Genomic DNA, 15307 nt, shown 5'->3' with positions numbered 1-15307 from the left:
CGCGGCGCCCCGCTTCCGGGTCCGCTCGGAGACCGCGGCACCGCCACCGCGTCCGGCCGCCGCGCCGCCACCGCCTCCGGCCGCCGCGGCGCGTCCGCCCCCGGCCGCTACAGCGGCCCGCTGCGCCGCCGGATGGCGTACTGGTCCATCAGCTTGCCGCGGGTCACCTCCAGCCGGCTGGCGAGCACCTCCGCCACCGTCCGGACCAGGGAGAGGCCGAGCAGGGGGTCCTCCACGCACAGCCCGAGCACGGCGGGCCCGTCGAACTCGTAGGCCCGTACGTTGCTGAAGGCGACCGCTCCGAAGTCCCACCGGTACGGCGGGAACAGCCAGGACCAGCCGAGCAGGTCGCCCGCGCCCAGCGTCGCCACGGTCACCCGCTGCCGGGAGGTGACGTCCTGGTCCAGGTGGACCGCGCCCGAACGGATCACCCAGAACCGGTCGGCCGTGCCGCCGGCCACGAAGATCCGCGTGTCCTCCGGGAAGGAGACCTCCTCGGCCAGTTCCATGAGGCGCTCGCGCTGCGCCTGAGGCAGCGCGGTGAGCAGTTTGATCGCTTTGGTCATGGCGCGGGGCTCCTCGCCGGCGGCGGGTTCGGATGCTGTGCTCACACCCATTTCATCCGCTGCACTCGCCCCGGGCACCTCGAAGGACGCGGCTCTCCGCGTCCGGCGCCCCCGGACAGGAAAAAGCCCTGGCTGGACGGGGGAGACCAGCCAGGGCCGTATGCGGTGACGCGGGGAGGGCGGAAGAACGGTTCCGGTCCGCTCCGGCATCACTATGAATGAACGATAAACCATTCCGGCCGTCACCGGGAAACCGGCCGCGGCTCGGGTGACACGTCTCACTCCTTCCGTGTCGGCGGCTACCCGCCCGGGCGGGCGATCTCCTCCAGGACGCCCAGCACCGCCTCGTACGCCAGCGCCCGGGTCGCCGCCTCCCGGGCGCCCTCCGGATCCGTCGCCGTCAGGTTCTGCGCGCGCTCCCGCCAGGCCCGCTCCTCCTCGGCGGCGCGCTCCCTGCCCCGGTGGATCCGCCTCAGCAACTCGTCCGCGTCCACGACTTCACTCATGCCGGCTCGGGTACCCGGCCGCTCCACGGTGATGGCACCCGCGCCGACGGTGTTTCGAGGCGCGGTCACGGGTCAGCCGAAACAGGAGAGAACAGTCGTACCGGGCACCACTCAGGGAGGAAAGGGATGCGCGACGAAACCCGGACCAGCTCCCCGGCGGTACTGCGGGAACCGCGACGCCGACTGCCCTGCCGGCCGGCCGACGCCCGCAGAACGCTCCGGCACGCGGTGTCCGAAGGCTGCCGCAGCCGCGCCCTCGCCTGCGCGCCCGAGGCCATGGAGGACGCCCTGCTGGTCACCTCGGAACTGGCCACCAACGCCATTCTGCACGGCGGCGGGATCACCGGCTTCGACGTCGACGTCGACTCCCGTGGTGTCTGGGTGTCGGTGAGCGACCGCAGCGACGAGATGCCGACGGCCCTCGCGCCCAGGGACGAGCACGGCCGTTCCCGGCCCGGCGGCCACGGGTGGCCCATTGTCTGCCGGCTCGCACGGGACGTCAAAGTGACGGAACTGCCCTGCGGCGGCAAGCGCATCACGGCCGTCCTCGCCCTGATATGAAGCGGATTTCGAAGTTCCGCCCACCGGTGTTTGGACCTGGGGGCGGGGGGCAGACGGAATCTCGTGCTTCGGACCGGAGGCGCGTGCCCAGCGGTGAGCTGTACCGCTGCCGAGGCCGCCTTTCCGGCGGATCGGGCGGTTTCCCCGCGGCCAACCCTGACACCACCGTTCGGGCCAGGGCCCGGAACCCCGGTTCCGCCCGTGCCCTGAAACCACGTTCAGGAGCGATTCCGCATGCTGACAGATTTGTCGACCAGCCGTCCCGGCACGCCCGCCACCGCCTCCGCCGCGCCCCAGCGGCGGAGCCATGACGACGCTCCCGACACCGCGGAGCTGTTCGTCCGGCTCGCGGAACTGGAGGACGGTACCGAGCGGAACGCCGTACGCGACGAACTCGTCACCGCCTGGCTGCCCATGGCCCACCGGATCGCCGGCCGGTTCCGCGACCGCGGGGAGTCCGTCGAGGACCTGCGCCAGGTGGCCGCGCTCGGGCTGGTGAAGGCGATCGACCGGTTCGACCCCGCACGCGGGGCGTTCGAGAGTTATGCCGTGCCGACCATCACCGGAGAGGTCAAGCGGCACTTCCGCGACCGGATGTGGGCCCTGCGGGTGCCCCGCCGGGTGCAGGAACTGCGCAACCGGGTGCGGGTGGCCCGCCGGGAACTGACCCAGAATCCGGGCAGCCCCGAGCCCACCGTCGCCGCCGTCGCCGCGCACACCGGGCTCAGCGAGGAGGAGGTGTCCGCGGGCCTGGAGGCGCTGGAGAGCTTCAGCACCCTGTCCCTGGACGCCGAACTCTCCACCGACGACGACGGCTACAGCCTCGCCGACACCCTGGGCGCGACCGACTCCTCCTACGACGTCGTCGTCGACCGGGAGGCCGCCAAGGAAGGGCTGCGCCGGCTGCCCGAGCGTGAGCGGACGATCCTGTACATGCGCTTCTTCGAGGACATGACGCAGAGCCGGATCGCGGACCAGCTCGGCATCTCCCAGATGCACGTCTCCCGCCTGATCAGCCGCAGCTGCGCCCGCGTCCGCGACGAGGCCATGGGCCGGCACACGGACGGACACCCCTGAAGGGGCCGGGCTCGGGCCGTCACCCCTTCGGCTCCGCCGCCGTACGCACCCCCAGCAGGCGGGCCAGACCGGAGACGGCCTCGTCCAGGCGCTGCAGATGGCGCAGCACCCGGTCCGTCACCCGGTCGTAGCGCGGGGTGCGCAGGGTTCCCGGCTCCAGCATCGAGGCGATGCTGGGGCCGGTCTCGATCTCGGCCCCGGACCGCGGGTCGGCGACGTGCGCCGCGATCGCCTCGATGTTGTGCACGATCCGCCCGCAGACCTCGCGCAGCCGGGGATCCGCCGCGATCGACGGGTGCGTCGGCAGCAGTTCGGCCGTGGCGGCGAGCGACCGCGCGTGGTACGCGCAGGTCTCCAGCAGCGCCACCACGTACCGGACGGCGTTCCGGCGCGAGCGCAGCGGCGTGATCGGATGGGTCAGGGGCTGCGTGGCCGCGCGCAGCTCGGCCAGCGCCTGGTCCAGCTCCCGCGCCCGCTCCACCAGACCGGTCCCGGCCCCGCCGCTCAGCTGGTCCACTGCCGCCCGGGTCACGTCGGCGAGCCGCTCCAGGACCGCGACGAGCAGCTCGTTGGTACGCCGGCCGGTGTGGATCGGCAGCACCACCGCCGCCGCGATCACCCCGCAGGCGGCGCCCAGCGCCGTCTCCTCCACGCGCAGCACCAGCACCTCGGTGGTGTAGGTGTGCAGCAGCGTGTAGAGCAGCCCCAGCATCGCCGTGACGAAGAACGACATCAGCGTGTACGACAGGGGCGCCGTGTAGAACATCGCGAAGACGCACACCAGCATCAGGCCGAACGCCGTCCACGTGTGGTGCCCGACCAGCCCGGCGAGCCCGATACCGGCCACCACGCCGAGGACCGTGCCCACCAGCCGCCGGTAGCTCTTCACCAGGATCTCGCCGGTGGAGGCGGTGTTGATGAACACGATCCAGCAGGTCAGCACCGCCCAGTACCAGCGCTGGGAGGACAGCAGCTCGCCACCGGTGATGGCCAGGGCGGAACCGGCGGCCACCTGCACGGCCGCGCGCGTGGTGGGCCGCTTCAGGCCGGACGGCTCCGCCTCCTCCCGCTCGGTCTCCTCGCTGACCTCGATCGCGGCGTCCTCGGCGTCCAGCTCCTCGCGGGAGCGGGCCGTCGCCGGGCTGTCGTCGGACTCGTCCTGCGGCCCCTCCAGGGCGGTCCGCAGCCCGAGCACGGCCCGGGCCAACTCACCGAGCCCCCGGAACACGTCCTGCACGGCAGGGGAGGCCTCCGGCAGGTTGGCCTCCTCCCGGTAGCCCAGCAGCCGGTTGCGTACGTGCGCCAGCGCCGTCCCCGACGCCTCACCGAGCGGCCGCTGCACGAGCAGGCGCAGCGCCTCGAGGTCCCGGCGCAGCACGGCGGTCGCCTCGTCCCGCACCGGCTGCGCACCACCGGACGGCACGGGGGCGCCCGGCAGATGCAGGGTCAGTGTGTCGGTCCGCTCCGCACTGCGGGCCGTGAGCAGCAGCAGCCCGAGCCGCTCGGCGGCGATCTCGGCGTCCGCGATCCGGCGCTGCAGCAGCCGGGCCGTCGCCTCGTCGGAGGTGCCCTCCTCCAGCTGGCCCTGGATCATCAGCGCCGTCTCGTGCAGCCGGGCGGTGCGGGTGCGCAGTTCCTCCAGCACCTTGTCGATCTCCTCGGGCCCGGCGTCCAGCAGCTCGATCTGAGTGGCGATCAGCTGGGCGAGCCGGGCACGGAAGGCCCGCCGCAGCCGTTCGAGGGTGCCCGCCGGGGTCTGCGGCAGCAGCACGAAGCGGACGAGGGCACTGCAGGCGAAGGCCAGCGCGAGCACGCCGTACAGGGCGGGCAGCGTGGACATGTTCGCCTGCACGAACAGGGAGAGGAAGTAGAACTGGAAGCCGATCAGGCCGAGCGTCGTGCCGCGGTCGCCGAACCGGCGGCTGTAGACGGCGCCGAAGATGACGAGCACGAAGAACAGGTCGCCCACGACGACCCGTTGGTTCAGCAGCGAGCCCAGGGTCACCGAGATCAGGGCCACCGGCAGGCCGAGCGCGAGGGTGCGGGCCTGCGCCGCGCGCTGCTTCTCCCGGATGGTGAACGTCGCGACCATCGCCGCGATGGCGCCGGCCACCAACTGGGGCAGCGGGACCCGCAGCAGACCCAGCACGGTCAGCGTGAGGGCGATGGCCGCCACCGTCCGCAGTCCAGCGGTGAGTCTCAGCAGGCCGGGATCGGACGCCGAGATCCGGTCCCACATCCGTGCCCAACCCGACCGCACCGCTTCCCTCACGCCGCCGCGCTCTCTCCCGTGCCGGAAATCGATCTCCGGCCCAGCATCGCACGCCGCGCCGGTCATCCGCCTCCGGCCAGGGTGGCCGCCACCAGTGCGCCTGCGTGCCCGTGCCCCAGGCCGTGCTCCGACTTGAGCCAGCCGACCAGTTCCATGTGCTTGGTCAGCGGCGAGGAACGGATGACTTCCTGCCACTCGCCGATCGGGCGGCCGTACTTCTTCTCGATCGAGGGGAAGTAGCTCGCCGGGCCCTTCACGGTCTTCTCGGTCATGCCGGTGCGTCCCGTCCGTGTGACGTTTCCTGGTCACCGGGGAAGACCGCCGAACCGGCCGGAAATGATCGGCGGCCCCCCATGACGCCCGTCACATCACTGGCTGTCCACGGCCCTGCCCTCGACCCGGGCCCGCACCTGTTCCGGCGTCAGGTACGAGTCGGTGAACTCGAAGTCCTTCAGCCGAGCGGGCTTGCGGGCCTGGAAGCCGGTGCGCACGAAATCGTCGCCCGCGACCGCGTTCAGCAGCCAGTTGGTCAGCACCCGGGTCTTGGCGACATTGGTGCGCAGCGCCGACCAGTGGTAGCCGCGGGCCACCGCCTGGGCGGGCAGCCCGCGCAGTTCGATGCCCAGCGGCTTGGACACCGCGTCCTTGCCGCCGAGGTCGACGACGAGTCCCAGGTCCTTGTGCACGTACGGTTCGAGCGGCCGGCCCTTCATGGACGCGATGACGTTGTCGGCGACCTTCTTGCCCTGGCGCATGGCGTGCTGGGCGGTGGGCGGGCAGACCGCGCCCTCCTGGCCCTTGGCCTCGTCGGGCACCGCGGCCGCGTCCCCGAGCGCGAACACGCCGTCGTGGCCCGGCAGGCACATCTCGGCGGTGACCGCCAGCCGGCCGCGCACCGTCTCCGCGCCGAGCGTGCCGATCAGCGGGCTGGCGACCACGCCCGCCGTCCAGATCAGCGTGTGCGTCGGCACCACCCGGCCGTCGGTGAAGGTCACCTCCTCCGGCCCGGCCTTGGCGATGGACACCCCCAGCGAGACGTCGACGCCCCGGCGCTTGAGGATCTCCTGCGCACTGCGGCCCAGCTTGTCGCCCAGCTCCGGCATGAGCCTGGGGGCGATGTCGATCAGATGCCACTTGATCAGGCCCGGATCCAGGCGCGGGTAGCGCTCTACGGCGGCGTGCGTGAGCCGTTGCAGACAGGCCGCGGTCTCCGTCCCGGCGTACCCGCCGCCGACGACGACGAACTGCAGCCGCGCGGCCCGCTCGGCCGGGTCGTCGCTGGCGTCGGCGAGGTCGAGCTGGGTGATGACGTGGTCGCGGATGTAGGCGGCCTCCGCGAGCGTCTTCATCCCGAAGGCGTAGTCGGTCAGACCCGGGATGTCGAAGGTCCGGGTGACGCTGCCCGGTGCCAGCACGATGTAGTCGTAGGGCTCGTCGACGATCTTGTCGGTGATGGTGCGCACGACGCACACCTTGGCCTTCAGATCCACCCCGATCGCGCCGCCCGGGAGGATCCGGGTGCGGTACTTCTTGCTGCGGCGCAGCGAGATGGCGATCGACTGCGGCGTGAGCACGCCGGACGCGACCTGGGGCAGCAGGGGCAGATAGAGCTGGTAGGCGAAGGGCGTCACCAGGGTGACGTCCGCCTCGTCGGGGGCGAGTTTCCGCTCCAGGCGGCGGACGCACTCCACTCCGGCGAAGCCTGCGCCAACCACCAGGATCCTGGGTCGTGTCACGGTGTTCATCCCTTTCTGCGGCTCCAGGCGGTCCGACTCGACGCCCTTCGCATGCCCTGGATCGCTCGGCACCAACATCGATCCCACCCCGGCCCGAGCCGTTCCGCCAGCGGGGTGCGGCAGGCAGCGGAACACGGGGACACCGGAACGCCCCGCACCGGACGGAGTAACCGGCCGGCGCCCGGCTACACGTCGTATCCGGGCCGGGCCGGGCCGCGGCCTCACCAGGGCAGGAACACGTGGATGTCCTTGCCGTGGTCGTGGACGACGACGCTGACCTGGCTGCACAGCGTGTGCACCAGATGCCAGCCGATCCCGCCACCGCCGGTGCGCGGGTGGAAGGGCCGTGGCTCCGGCTTGGTGGTGCTGGTGTCGCGCATCGTCACGTGGACGCCGTCGAAGGTGCGGCGCATCCGGAGGGCGAAGGGCCCGGGCGCGTACTGGATCACGTTGGCGGCCAGCTCCGTCACCACCAGCAGGATGTCGTCCCAGTACTCGTGCGCGTCCGGCGGCGCCTGCCTGGCCAGCGTGGACAGGTAGTCCTCTGCGGCGACCCGCGCCTCCGTGACATTGCGCAGTTCACCCGCGAAGGAGAACGTACGCTCGTACTTCTCCTCCGCGGGATGTGTGTCTTCCCAACGCGGCTCCGTCGCCATCTCGCATTCCCCGCTCCCGGCCGGCAAGGGGTTCCCGGGCCCCTTCCGCCAGGACGGTCGTCGTCGCTGATCTCTCCCTGCGGCGGGTTCCCCGAGCCGGGCGGCCTATCCGTCCGCAGGCCGTCCCGGATCCGCCGTGCCGCCCCCTCGGCGTGCGGACGTCGCTCCCACCTCCTCAGCGGAAGACATCGTCCGGCTCGTCCCAGTCGGCCGGCTCGTACGAGCCCCGCCGGGACCCGGAGCGCGCCTGGTACATCGCCTCGATCTCGGCCGCGTAGTGGCGCACGATGGCGTCCCGGCGCAGCTTCAGGGACGGGGTGAGCAGCCCCTTGTCGACAGCGAACGGTTCCTGGAGAACACGGTAGACCCTGATGGACTCGGCGCGGGACACCGCGCTGTTGGCCGACGCGATCGCCCGGCCGAGCTCCTCCCGCAGCGCGTTGTCCTCCCGGCTCTCGCGGCCCGCCGCCTCCCCGCGCAGCATCAGCGACCGGCGCCAGTGTGCGAGGAACTCCGGGTCCAGGGTGATCAGGGCACCGACACAGGGCCGGTCGTCACCGATCACCACCGCCTGGTGGACCAGCGGATGCAGGCGCAACCGCTGCTCCAGCACGGCCGGAGCCACGCTCTTGCCGCCACTGGTGACGATGATGTCCTTCTTGCGCCCGGTGATCGTCAGATAGCCCTCGGAGTCCAGCCGCCCGATGTCCCCGGTGGCCAGCCAGCCGCCGCGCAGTGCGGCGCGTGTCGCCGTCTCGTCGCTGACGTAGCCCTGGAAGACCGACGGCCCGTGCACCAGGATCTCCCCGTCGTCGGCCACCTGGATCTCGGTGCCCGGCAGCGGCCGGCCCACGGTCCCCGACTTCTCCCGGCCGAGCGGCTGCATCGTGATCCCGCCGGAGGCCTCGGTGAGTCCGTACCCGTCGTGCACGTACACCCCGATGCCCTCGTAGAAGAGGGACAGCTCGCGGCTGAGGGGGGAACCGCCGGAGGTACCGCGCAGCACGCGGCCGCCGAGCGTCGCGCGCAGCTGGCGGTACACCGTCCGCTCGTACAGCGCGTGCTGCAGCCTGAGGTCGAGCCCCGGGCCGGTACCACCGCCCAGCCGGCGCCGCTCCTCGGCCGCGGCGAAGTCCCGCGCGGTCCGTGCCGCCCGCTCGAACAGCGCTCCCCGGCCCGCCTGTTCCGCCGCGCGCAGGAAGTTCTTGTACAGCTTCTCGAACAACGACGGCACCCCGTACAGGTACGTCGGCCGGAAGGTGGCCAGCCCGGACGCCAGCGCCGCCTCGGTCGGCTCCGGCTCGTGCGCCATCAGCACACCGCCGCGCACACACATCAGCATGATCATGAGGCCGTAGACGTGGGAGAACGGCACAAAGGCCAGCACCGAGGGCTGTACGCCGGGCGGCGCCGCGGTGTGGCCCCAGCCGGCCAGCAGCGTGTCGCAGGGATAGGCGAGCCCGCGGTGGCTCAGCGCGCACCCCATCGGGCGGCCCGAGGCGCCGGAGGTGTAGACGACGGCCGCGGTGGCGTCCGGCAGCACGATCCGGCGCAGCGACTCCACGGTGGTGTACGGCACGTCCCTGCCCAGCTCGGCGAGTTCGGCCGGCGCGCCCGCGTCGAGCTGCCAGACGTACCGCAGTCTCGGCAGTCCCGCGCACACGGTGCCGATGGTCATGGCACCCTGCTCGTCCTCGACGGCCACCGCCACGCAGCCGGCGTCCCGCAGGATCCACTCGACCTGGTCGCGCGAGGAGCGCGGATGGATCGGCACCACCTCGGCGCCCACGGCCCACAGCGCGAGGCTGAGCACGGTCCACTCGTAGCGTGTGCGGGACATCAGGGCCACCCGGTGCCCGGGGGAGATCCCGGCGGCGATCAGCCCCTTGGCCAGGTCGGTCACCTCGTCCCGTACCTCCACGGCCGTCACCTCCTCCCACCCGGTGGCCTCACCCGTGCGGCGCGCGAGGAGGGGCAGGGCCGGGCTGCGGTCCGCGGTGTGGAAGATGCTGTCGGCGAGGCCGCCGGTGAGCGGCGGGGTGACGGTCGGCGCGAGTGCGACGTCTCGCATGCGCTGCTCCCGGGTGTACGCAGGGTGACTCCACCGAACGGCTCTGTGTCGGCGGTGCTCGAATGTAGCCCAGGCGGCCGCGCTCGGCGCCGGGAACGCGAAAGTCGTGATCGGCTGATGATGTGGCCGTGTCCTGGGGACCCGGGGGACATGACCCACGTGAACCCCGATCCGGAGCCCGAGCGCACCACCGGACTAGAACCCGGCGGCGGCGTCCCGCCCGGCGAGACCCCGCCCGCCGAGAGCAGCATGCCCGAGGCCGGGCCCCGCCAGCCGGACGCTCAAGCCAGAGGATGGGCCAAGGCACCGCTGACGATGATCCTCCTCCTCGTGGCCCTGATCGCGGCCTTCTTCCTCGTGTACGCCCTGGTGCTGATCCTGTGACCAGCCCGCTCAGCCCTGGGTGAGCCGGACGCACCCGGTGACCACGTCCCGCAGACTGCCGGCGCGCTCCAGCAGCCTGCGCTGCTCACGTGCGCCGTTGCCGTCGCGCAGCAGCTCCTCGACGGCCCTCCCGGCGCGGGCCGCGTCCCCGAAGTCGGTCAGCGCGTCCCCGGTGTGCTCCAGCAGGGCGCGCACCACCTGGGCGGCGGGCCGGGGCCGCATCGTCGCCGGGTCCAGCAGGTCCCCGTCGAGACCGAACCGGGCGGCCCGCCAGTCGCCCATCCTGAGCAGACTCACGCTGTGGCCGGGCGCCGGCCGGCCCGCCCGCCAGTCGCGTGCGGCCGTCTCCACGAGGGCACGGCTCAGTGCCGCGATCAGGACGGCGGTGTCCGCGTACAGACACACGTCCGCAACCCGGATCTCCACCGTGGGGTAGCGGGCCGACAACCGCGCGTCGAAGTAGACCATCCCCTCGTCCAGGATGGCTCCGGTGCCGACCATGTCGGCCACCCGGCGGTGGTACTGCTCGGCCGACCCGAACGGCTCCGTCGGGCCGGCCGACGGCCAGCGGTTCCACACCCGGCTGCGGTAGCCGGCGTAGCCGGTGTCCTGGCCCTGCCAGAAGGGGGAGTTGGCACTGATCGCGCGGAGCACCGACAGCCACGGGCGGATGCGGTCGAGGACCGCGACGCCCTCCTCGTCGGACTCCACCGACACATGGACGTGGCAGCCGCACACGAGCTGGTCCCAGGTGGGGATCCCGTACCGTTCGGCCAGCCAGCGGTAGCGCTCGTTCATGCTGAGGGAGGGACTCACCGGCAGCGGCGAGGTGGCGAGCGCGGCGACCGCGCAGCCGATCTCACCGGCGTGCCGGCCCGCCTCCTTGCGGCAGCGGACGATCTCCTCGCCGAGGGCCGTGAGGTCCGCCTGCGGATGCGTGGCGAACTCCAGCATCTGCCCGAACAGCTCCTTCTCGAAGATCTCCTGGCCGGGATCGTCCTGAGCGGCCCGGGCGAGCACGGCCGCTGCCAGCGCCTTCGGGTCGCCGCTGTCCGGATCGACCAGCAGGAGTTCCTCCTCCACACCGACGGTGCGCACGTGGTGCCGCCCTTCTGTCCATGCCACCAGGGGCAGTCGTGGGTCTGTAGCCCCCGACTGCCCCTGGTACGGCCGCCGACACCTGCGGCCTTCAGCGCTCCGGCGCCATCCAGACCGTGGCGAGAGGCGGGACCGTGAGACGCAGCGTCCCGTCGCTCTCCGGTTTCACGGGCCCCCCGGTGCCGACCCCGCCGCCGCCGTAGCGGACGTCGTCGGTGTTCAGCACCTCCTGCCAGGCGGTCTCCTCGCCGGGCACCCACAGCCGGTAGTCGTGCCGGACGACGGGGGAGAAGTTCGACACCGCCAGCAGCGGGGACCCCTCGTGGTCGAAGCGGAGGAACGCGAAGACGTTGTCGTCCGCCGCGTCGCACAGCACCCAGCGGAAGCCGCCCGGGTCCGTGTCGCGCTGCCACAGCGCCGGCGTCGCCCGGTAGCACCCGTTCAGGTCCCGCACGAGCTGCTGGACGCCCCGGTGGTCGCCCGCGGAGTGGTAGTCGTCGCCGAGCAGCCACCACTCGGGGCCGTGCGACTCGGACCACTCGGCGCCCTGGGCGAACTCCTGCCCCATGAACAGGAGCTGCTTGCCGGGATGGGCCCACATGTAGCCCAGGTAGGCGCGGTGGCCCGCACGCCGCTGCCACCAGTCGCCGGGCATCTTCGACACCAGCGCCTGCTTGCCGTGCACCACCTCGTCGTGCGAGATGGGCAGCAGGTAGTTCTCGCTGTAGGCGTACACCATCGAGAACGTCATCTCGTTGTGGTGGTACTTGCGGTGCACCGGCTCCTTCTTGACGTACTCCAGCGAGTCGTGCATCCAGCCCATGTTCCACTTCAGCCCGAAGCCGAGCCCGCCGCCGTCCGTGGGCCGGGTGACGCCGCCCCAGGCGGTGGACTCCTCGGCGATGGTGACCACGCCGGGGCAGCGCCGGTAGACGGTGGCGTTCATCTCCTGCAGGAAGGCCACCGCGTCCAGGTCCTCCCGCCCGCCGAAGACGTTCGGCTCCCACTGGCCGGAGTCCCGTGAGTAGTCGAGGTAGAGCATGGAGGCGACGGCGTCCACGCGCAGCCCGTCGATGTGGAACTCCTGGCACCAGTACACGGCGTTGGCGACGAGGAAGTTGCGCACCTCGGTCCGCCCGTAGTCGAACTCGTAGGTGCCCCAGTCCGGATGCTCCGCCCGCCGCCAGTCCCCGGGCTCGTAGAGCGGGTCCCCGTCGAACCGGGCGAGCGCCCAGTCGTCCTTCGGGAAGTGCGCCGGCACCCAGTCCATGATCACGCCGATGCCGGCCCGGTGCAGCGCGTCCACCAGGTGCCGGAAGTCGTCCGGCGAGCCGAGCCGGGGCGTCGGCGCGTAGTAGGAGGTGACCTGGTAGCCCCAGGAGCCGCTGAACGGATGCCCGGCGACCGGCATCAGCTCGACATGGGTGAAGCCCATCTCCTTGACGTACCGGGGCAGTTCCTCGGCCAGCTGCCGGTACGTCGCGCCCGGGCGCCAGGACGGCAGATGCACCTCGTACACCGAGAACGGCGCCTCGTGCACGGGCGTGTCACCGCGGTGCGCCATCCACTCGGCGTCACCCCACGCGTAGCGCGAGGACGTCACGATCGACGCGGTGTCCGGCGGGACCTCCGTGCGCCGCGCCATGGGGTCGGCCTTCAGGAACCGGTGACCGTGGCGGGAGGTGATCTCGAACTTGTACCGGGTGCCCTCGGCGATCCCGGGGAGGAACAGCTCCCACACCCCGGACGCGCCGAGCGAGCGCATCGGGTACTGCGTCCCGTCCCAGTAGGTGAAGTCCCCGGCCACCCGGACGCCCTGGGCGTTGGGCGCCCACACCGTGAAGCGGGTGCCGGCCACCCCCTGGTGGGTCATCGGCTCGGCGCCGAGCGCCCGCCACAGCTCCTCGTGGCGGCCCTCCCGGATCAGATGCAGGTCCAGCTCACCGAGGGCGGGCAGGAAGCGGTACGGGTCCTGCACCTCCTGTTCCCCGTCGTCGTACTCCACCAGCAGCGTGTACGACGGGACCTCCGGGTGGGCGAGCACGCCGCTGAAGAGCCCGCCGCCCTCCGACTCGAGCCCGGTGCGCACGCCGTCGGCCACGACGCTCACCGCCCGGGCGTTCGGGCGCAGCGCCCGGAACAGGGTGCCGCCCGGTACCGGGTGGGCGCCCAGCAGGGAGTGCGGATCGTGGTGGGCGCCGCCGAGCAGGCGGTCGCGGTCGGCGGGATCCAGCGGGACCGCCACGGGCGGTGGGGGGCCCGCGGCCTCGGGACGCGAGGTGTCGCGCAGTGCCATGACGTCAGCCTCCCCACACGGCGAGTCGTTTGATCGCCGCCATCGGTACCGGCAGCCAGTCCGGTCGGTGTCTCGCCTCGTACAGCACCTCGTAGACCGCCCTGTCCGTCTCGTGCGCGCGCAGCAGCGCGTGCTTCTTGCGTGGGTCCCAGCCGGCACGGGCCGCGTAGCCCGCGCAGAACGCCTCCCGGCAGCGGCGCGCCCATTCGGGTCGCCAGGGGCGGCGCTGCCGGGCCGCGTAGTCGAAGGAGCGCAGCATCCCGGCCACGTCCCGCACCGGGGACTGCGGGGCCTGCCGCTCGGTGAGCGGCCGGGAGGGTTCGCCCTCGAAGTCGATGACGAACCAGTCGCGGCCGGCCCGCAGCACCTGCCCGAGGTGCAGGTCGCCGTGGATGCGCTGGGCGGGCGGCCCGGTGTCGCAGGTGGCGAGCGCCCCGAACGCCGCCTTCAGGCCGGGCACGAAGGGCAGCAGCCCGGGCACCGCGTGCGCGGCGGCGTCCAGCCGGGCGCACATCGCCTCGGCCGTACGGCCGTTCTCGCCAGGGCCGGCCGGCGGGAAGGCGTCGGCCAGCGCCAGGTGCACCTCGGCCATGGCCCGGCCCAGTCCGCGGGCCTCGGCGGTGAAGTCGTCACCGGCGGCGAGCGCCCGCAGGGCCAGCGTCCAGCCGTCGGTGGCGTCCGGCAGGAACGGCTGCAGGACGCCGAGCGTGGCCGGGCGGGGCTCGGTCGTCCCGAACCAGGCCACCGGCGCGGGCACCCGGGTGCAGCCCTGGGCGGCCAGCGCGGCCGACACCTCGAGGTCGGGGTTGACGCCCGGCTGGATGCGGCGGAACACCTTCAGGATGTACGCGTCGCCGTACACGATCGAGGAGTTGGACTGCTCGGCGTCGAGCAGGCGCGGGGGCAGGCCCCCGGGCAGGAGCGCGGCCGGGTCCGCCTCGAAGCGCAGCGGGCCCGCGGTGCCCGGCTGCCGCAGACGCTCCAGCAGCAGGTGGGCCGAGCGCGGGTCGTGCAGCGCGTCGTAGACCGCGAGGCCGGCCAGCGGTCCCTCGCTCGCCCGGCCGATGAACGCCCGCTCCAGCCGCGGCGCCAGGTGGTCGCGCAGCCCCAGCAGCAGCTGGTAGCAGTCCCCGGGCGGGGACGTGCCCCCGGGCGTGGGCACGGGCGCGTGCGAGGCGTGCACCAGCAGATGCAGACACCCCGGGAACAGCTCGGTCACGGACAGCACCGACAGGTCGGTGACGGGCCGGTCCTTGCCCGCGAACCAGCGTTGCCTCGGCAACCACTCGCGCAACAGCGCGCCGAGCGAGATGAGCGGGCCGTCGACGCCGACGGCGGTTCTCGGTCGGGGAGTGATGGTCTTCGGCATGGTGACGCGTCCTTTCCTCGGCGCCGAGCCTTCAGCGGCGGCGGCCGATGCGGGATGCGACTCGGGTGAGCCGGAACCAGTAGAAGCCGTGGCCTTGCAGGGTGAGCAGATAGGGCAGCTCACCGATGGCGGGGAAGCGCACTCCGCCGATCAGCTCGACCGGATGCCGTCCGTCGTAGGTCCGCAGATCGAGCTCGGTGGGTTGCGCGAAGCGGGAGAAGTTGTGGACGCACAGCACGAGATCGTCCTCGTACTCGCGCAGGAAGGCGATCACCGCCGGGTTCGAGGAGGGCAGTTCGGTGTAGGAGCCCAGGCCGAAGGCGGGGTTCTGCTTGCGGATCTCGATCATGCGGCGCGTCCAGTGCAGCAGGCTGGACGGCGAGGACATGGAGGCTTCCACGTTGGTGACCTGGTAGCCGTAGACGGGGTCCATGATCGTGGAGAGGTAGAGGCGTCCCGGGTCGCACGTCGAGAAGCCGGCGTTGCGGTCGGGGGTCCACTGCATGGGGGTGCGGACGGCGTCGCGGTCGCCGAGCCAGATGTTGTCGCCCATGCCGATCTCGTCGCCGTAGTAGAGGATCGGCGAGCCGGGCAGGGACAGCAGCAGGGCGGTGAACAGTTCGATCTGGTTGCGGTCGTTGTCGAGGAGGGGGGCGAGGCGGCGGCGGATGCCGATGTTGGCGCGCATCCGTGGGTCCTTGGCGTACTCGGCCCA

At 72.4% G+C, this 15307-nt stretch carries 14 protein-coding genes; 3 read left to right on the top strand and 11 right to left on the bottom strand.

All coding sequences use genetic code 11. From position 1 onward, the window contains the following. Positions 1–107 precede the first annotated feature (107 nt). Positions 108–566 carry a cyclic nucleotide-binding domain-containing protein gene (locus tag ABVB68_RS30090; RefSeq protein WP_353604334.1) on the bottom strand — a complete coding sequence of 153 codons (459 nt, stop codon included), beginning with the start codon at positions 564–566 and terminating at the stop codon, positions 108–110. Positions 567–865: 299 nt separating this feature from the next. Further along, positions 866–1072, bottom strand: coding sequence for a hypothetical protein (locus ABVB68_RS30085; RefSeq protein ID WP_353604333.1), 207 nt, complete (start codon positions 1070–1072; stop codon positions 866–868). Between the two features lie 126 nt (positions 1073–1198). On the opposite strand from ABVB68_RS30085, the gene ABVB68_RS30080 reads away from it, so the two are divergent. Next, a complete protein-coding gene (locus tag ABVB68_RS30080; protein ID WP_353604332.1) occupies positions 1199–1633 on the top strand; it encodes an ATP-binding protein in 435 nt (144 codons plus the stop codon). Between the two features lie 234 nt (positions 1634–1867). After that, entirely contained in the window at positions 1868–2710 is an 843-nt protein-coding gene (locus tag ABVB68_RS30075; protein WP_353604331.1) for a SigB/SigF/SigG family RNA polymerase sigma factor, read from the top strand. A gap of 19 nt (positions 2711–2729) precedes the next feature. Here ABVB68_RS30075 and ABVB68_RS30070 read toward each other — a convergent pair whose 3' ends face one another. The 5 genes from ABVB68_RS30070 to ABVB68_RS30050 all read right to left on the bottom strand — a co-directional run bounded on the left by ABVB68_RS30070 (position 2730) and on the right by ABVB68_RS30050 (position 9445). After that, the gene (locus ABVB68_RS30070; protein WP_353604330.1) at positions 2730–4949 is read right to left on the bottom strand and encodes an FUSC family protein; all 2220 of its coding nucleotides are present in this window, start codon (positions 4947–4949) and stop codon (positions 2730–2732) included. A 95-nt stretch (positions 4950–5044) separates the two neighbouring features. Next, on the bottom strand, positions 5045–5254 hold the full coding sequence (locus ABVB68_RS30065) for a DUF4287 domain-containing protein (protein ID WP_353604329.1): 210 nt from the start codon (positions 5252–5254) through the stop codon (positions 5045–5047). A 96-nt stretch (positions 5255–5350) separates the two neighbouring features. Further along, positions 5351–6727: an NAD(P)/FAD-dependent oxidoreductase gene (locus tag ABVB68_RS30060; RefSeq protein ID WP_353604328.1), complete on the bottom strand. Its 1377-nt coding sequence runs from the start codon at positions 6725–6727 to the stop codon at positions 5351–5353. Between the two features lie 212 nt (positions 6728–6939). After that, positions 6940–7374, bottom strand: a complete 435-nt coding sequence (locus ABVB68_RS30055) for an ATP-binding protein (RefSeq protein ID WP_353604327.1) — start codon at positions 7372–7374, stop codon at positions 6940–6942. Positions 7375–7549: 175 nt separating this feature from the next. Continuing rightward, positions 7550–9445 (bottom strand): AMP-dependent synthetase/ligase, encoded by a 1896-nt coding sequence (locus tag ABVB68_RS30050; protein WP_353604326.1) that lies wholly within the window; start codon positions 9443–9445, stop codon positions 7550–7552. Positions 9446–9595: 150 nt separating this feature from the next. Between ABVB68_RS30050 and ABVB68_RS30045 the strand changes: the two genes are divergently transcribed. Continuing rightward, the gene (locus ABVB68_RS30045) at positions 9596–9829 is read left to right on the top strand and encodes a DUF6480 family protein (RefSeq protein ID WP_353604325.1); all 234 of its coding nucleotides are present in this window, start codon (positions 9596–9598) and stop codon (positions 9827–9829) included. Positions 9830–9838: 9 nt separating this feature from the next. Here ABVB68_RS30045 and ABVB68_RS30040 read toward each other — a convergent pair whose 3' ends face one another. The 4 genes from ABVB68_RS30040 to ABVB68_RS30025 form a co-directional block, all read right to left on the bottom strand. After that, on the bottom strand, positions 9839–10927 hold the full coding sequence (locus tag ABVB68_RS30040; RefSeq protein WP_353604324.1) for a glutamate--cysteine ligase 2: 1089 nt from the start codon (positions 10925–10927) through the stop codon (positions 9839–9841). A gap of 91 nt (positions 10928–11018) precedes the next feature. Further along, positions 11019–13223, bottom strand: coding sequence for a 1,4-alpha-glucan branching enzyme (gene glgB / locus ABVB68_RS30035; protein ID WP_353604323.1), 2205 nt, complete (start codon positions 13221–13223; stop codon positions 11019–11021). A 4-nt stretch (positions 13224–13227) separates the two neighbouring features. Further along, positions 13228–14592, bottom strand: a complete 1365-nt coding sequence (locus ABVB68_RS30030; protein ID WP_353604322.1) for a maltokinase N-terminal cap-like domain-containing protein — start codon at positions 14590–14592, stop codon at positions 13228–13230. Between the two features lie 31 nt (positions 14593–14623). Then, a partial coding sequence (locus ABVB68_RS30025) for an alpha-glucosidase C-terminal domain-containing protein (RefSeq protein WP_353604321.1) occupies positions 14624–15307 on the bottom strand: 684 nt, incomplete at its 5' end.

This window comes from Streptomyces sp. NPDC096012 (genome assembly GCF_040426375.1).
Lineage (GTDB): Bacteria > Actinomycetota > Actinomycetes > Streptomycetales > Streptomycetaceae > Streptomyces.
The sequence above is the reverse complement of the archived record's forward strand: the minus strand, read 5'-3'. Positions and strand labels throughout refer to the sequence as shown.

Coding starts and splice junctions, on each gene's coding strand:
- ABVB68_RS30090 (WP_353604334.1), bottom strand. CDS start 566: ATGACCAAAGCGATCAAACTGCTCACCGCGCTGCCTCAGGCGCAGCGC.
- ABVB68_RS30085 (WP_353604333.1), bottom strand. CDS start 1,072: ATGAGTGAAGTCGTGGACGCGGACGAGTTGCTGAGGCGGATCCACCGG.
- ABVB68_RS30080 (WP_353604332.1), top strand. CDS start 1,199: ATGCGCGACGAAACCCGGACCAGCTCCCCGGCGGTACTGCGGGAACCG.
- ABVB68_RS30075 (WP_353604331.1), top strand. CDS start 1,868: ATGCTGACAGATTTGTCGACCAGCCGTCCCGGCACGCCCGCCACCGCC.
- ABVB68_RS30070 (WP_353604330.1), bottom strand. CDS start 4,949: ATGTGGGACCGGATCTCGGCGTCCGATCCCGGCCTGCTGAGACTCACC.
- ABVB68_RS30065 (WP_353604329.1), bottom strand. CDS start 5,254: ATGACCGAGAAGACCGTGAAGGGCCCGGCGAGCTACTTCCCCTCGATC.
- ABVB68_RS30060 (WP_353604328.1), bottom strand. CDS start 6,727: ATGAACACCGTGACACGACCCAGGATCCTGGTGGTTGGCGCAGGCTTC.
- ABVB68_RS30055 (WP_353604327.1), bottom strand. CDS start 7,374: ATGGCGACGGAGCCGCGTTGGGAAGACACACATCCCGCGGAGGAGAAG.
- ABVB68_RS30050 (WP_353604326.1), bottom strand. CDS start 9,445: ATGCGAGACGTCGCACTCGCGCCGACCGTCACCCCGCCGCTCACCGGC.
- ABVB68_RS30045 (WP_353604325.1), top strand. CDS start 9,596: ATGACCCACGTGAACCCCGATCCGGAGCCCGAGCGCACCACCGGACTA.
- glgB (WP_353604323.1), bottom strand. CDS start 13,223: ATGGCACTGCGCGACACCTCGCGTCCCGAGGCCGCGGGCCCCCCACCG.
- ABVB68_RS30030 (WP_353604322.1), bottom strand. CDS start 14,592: ATGCCGAAGACCATCACTCCCCGACCGAGAACCGCCGTCGGCGTCGAC.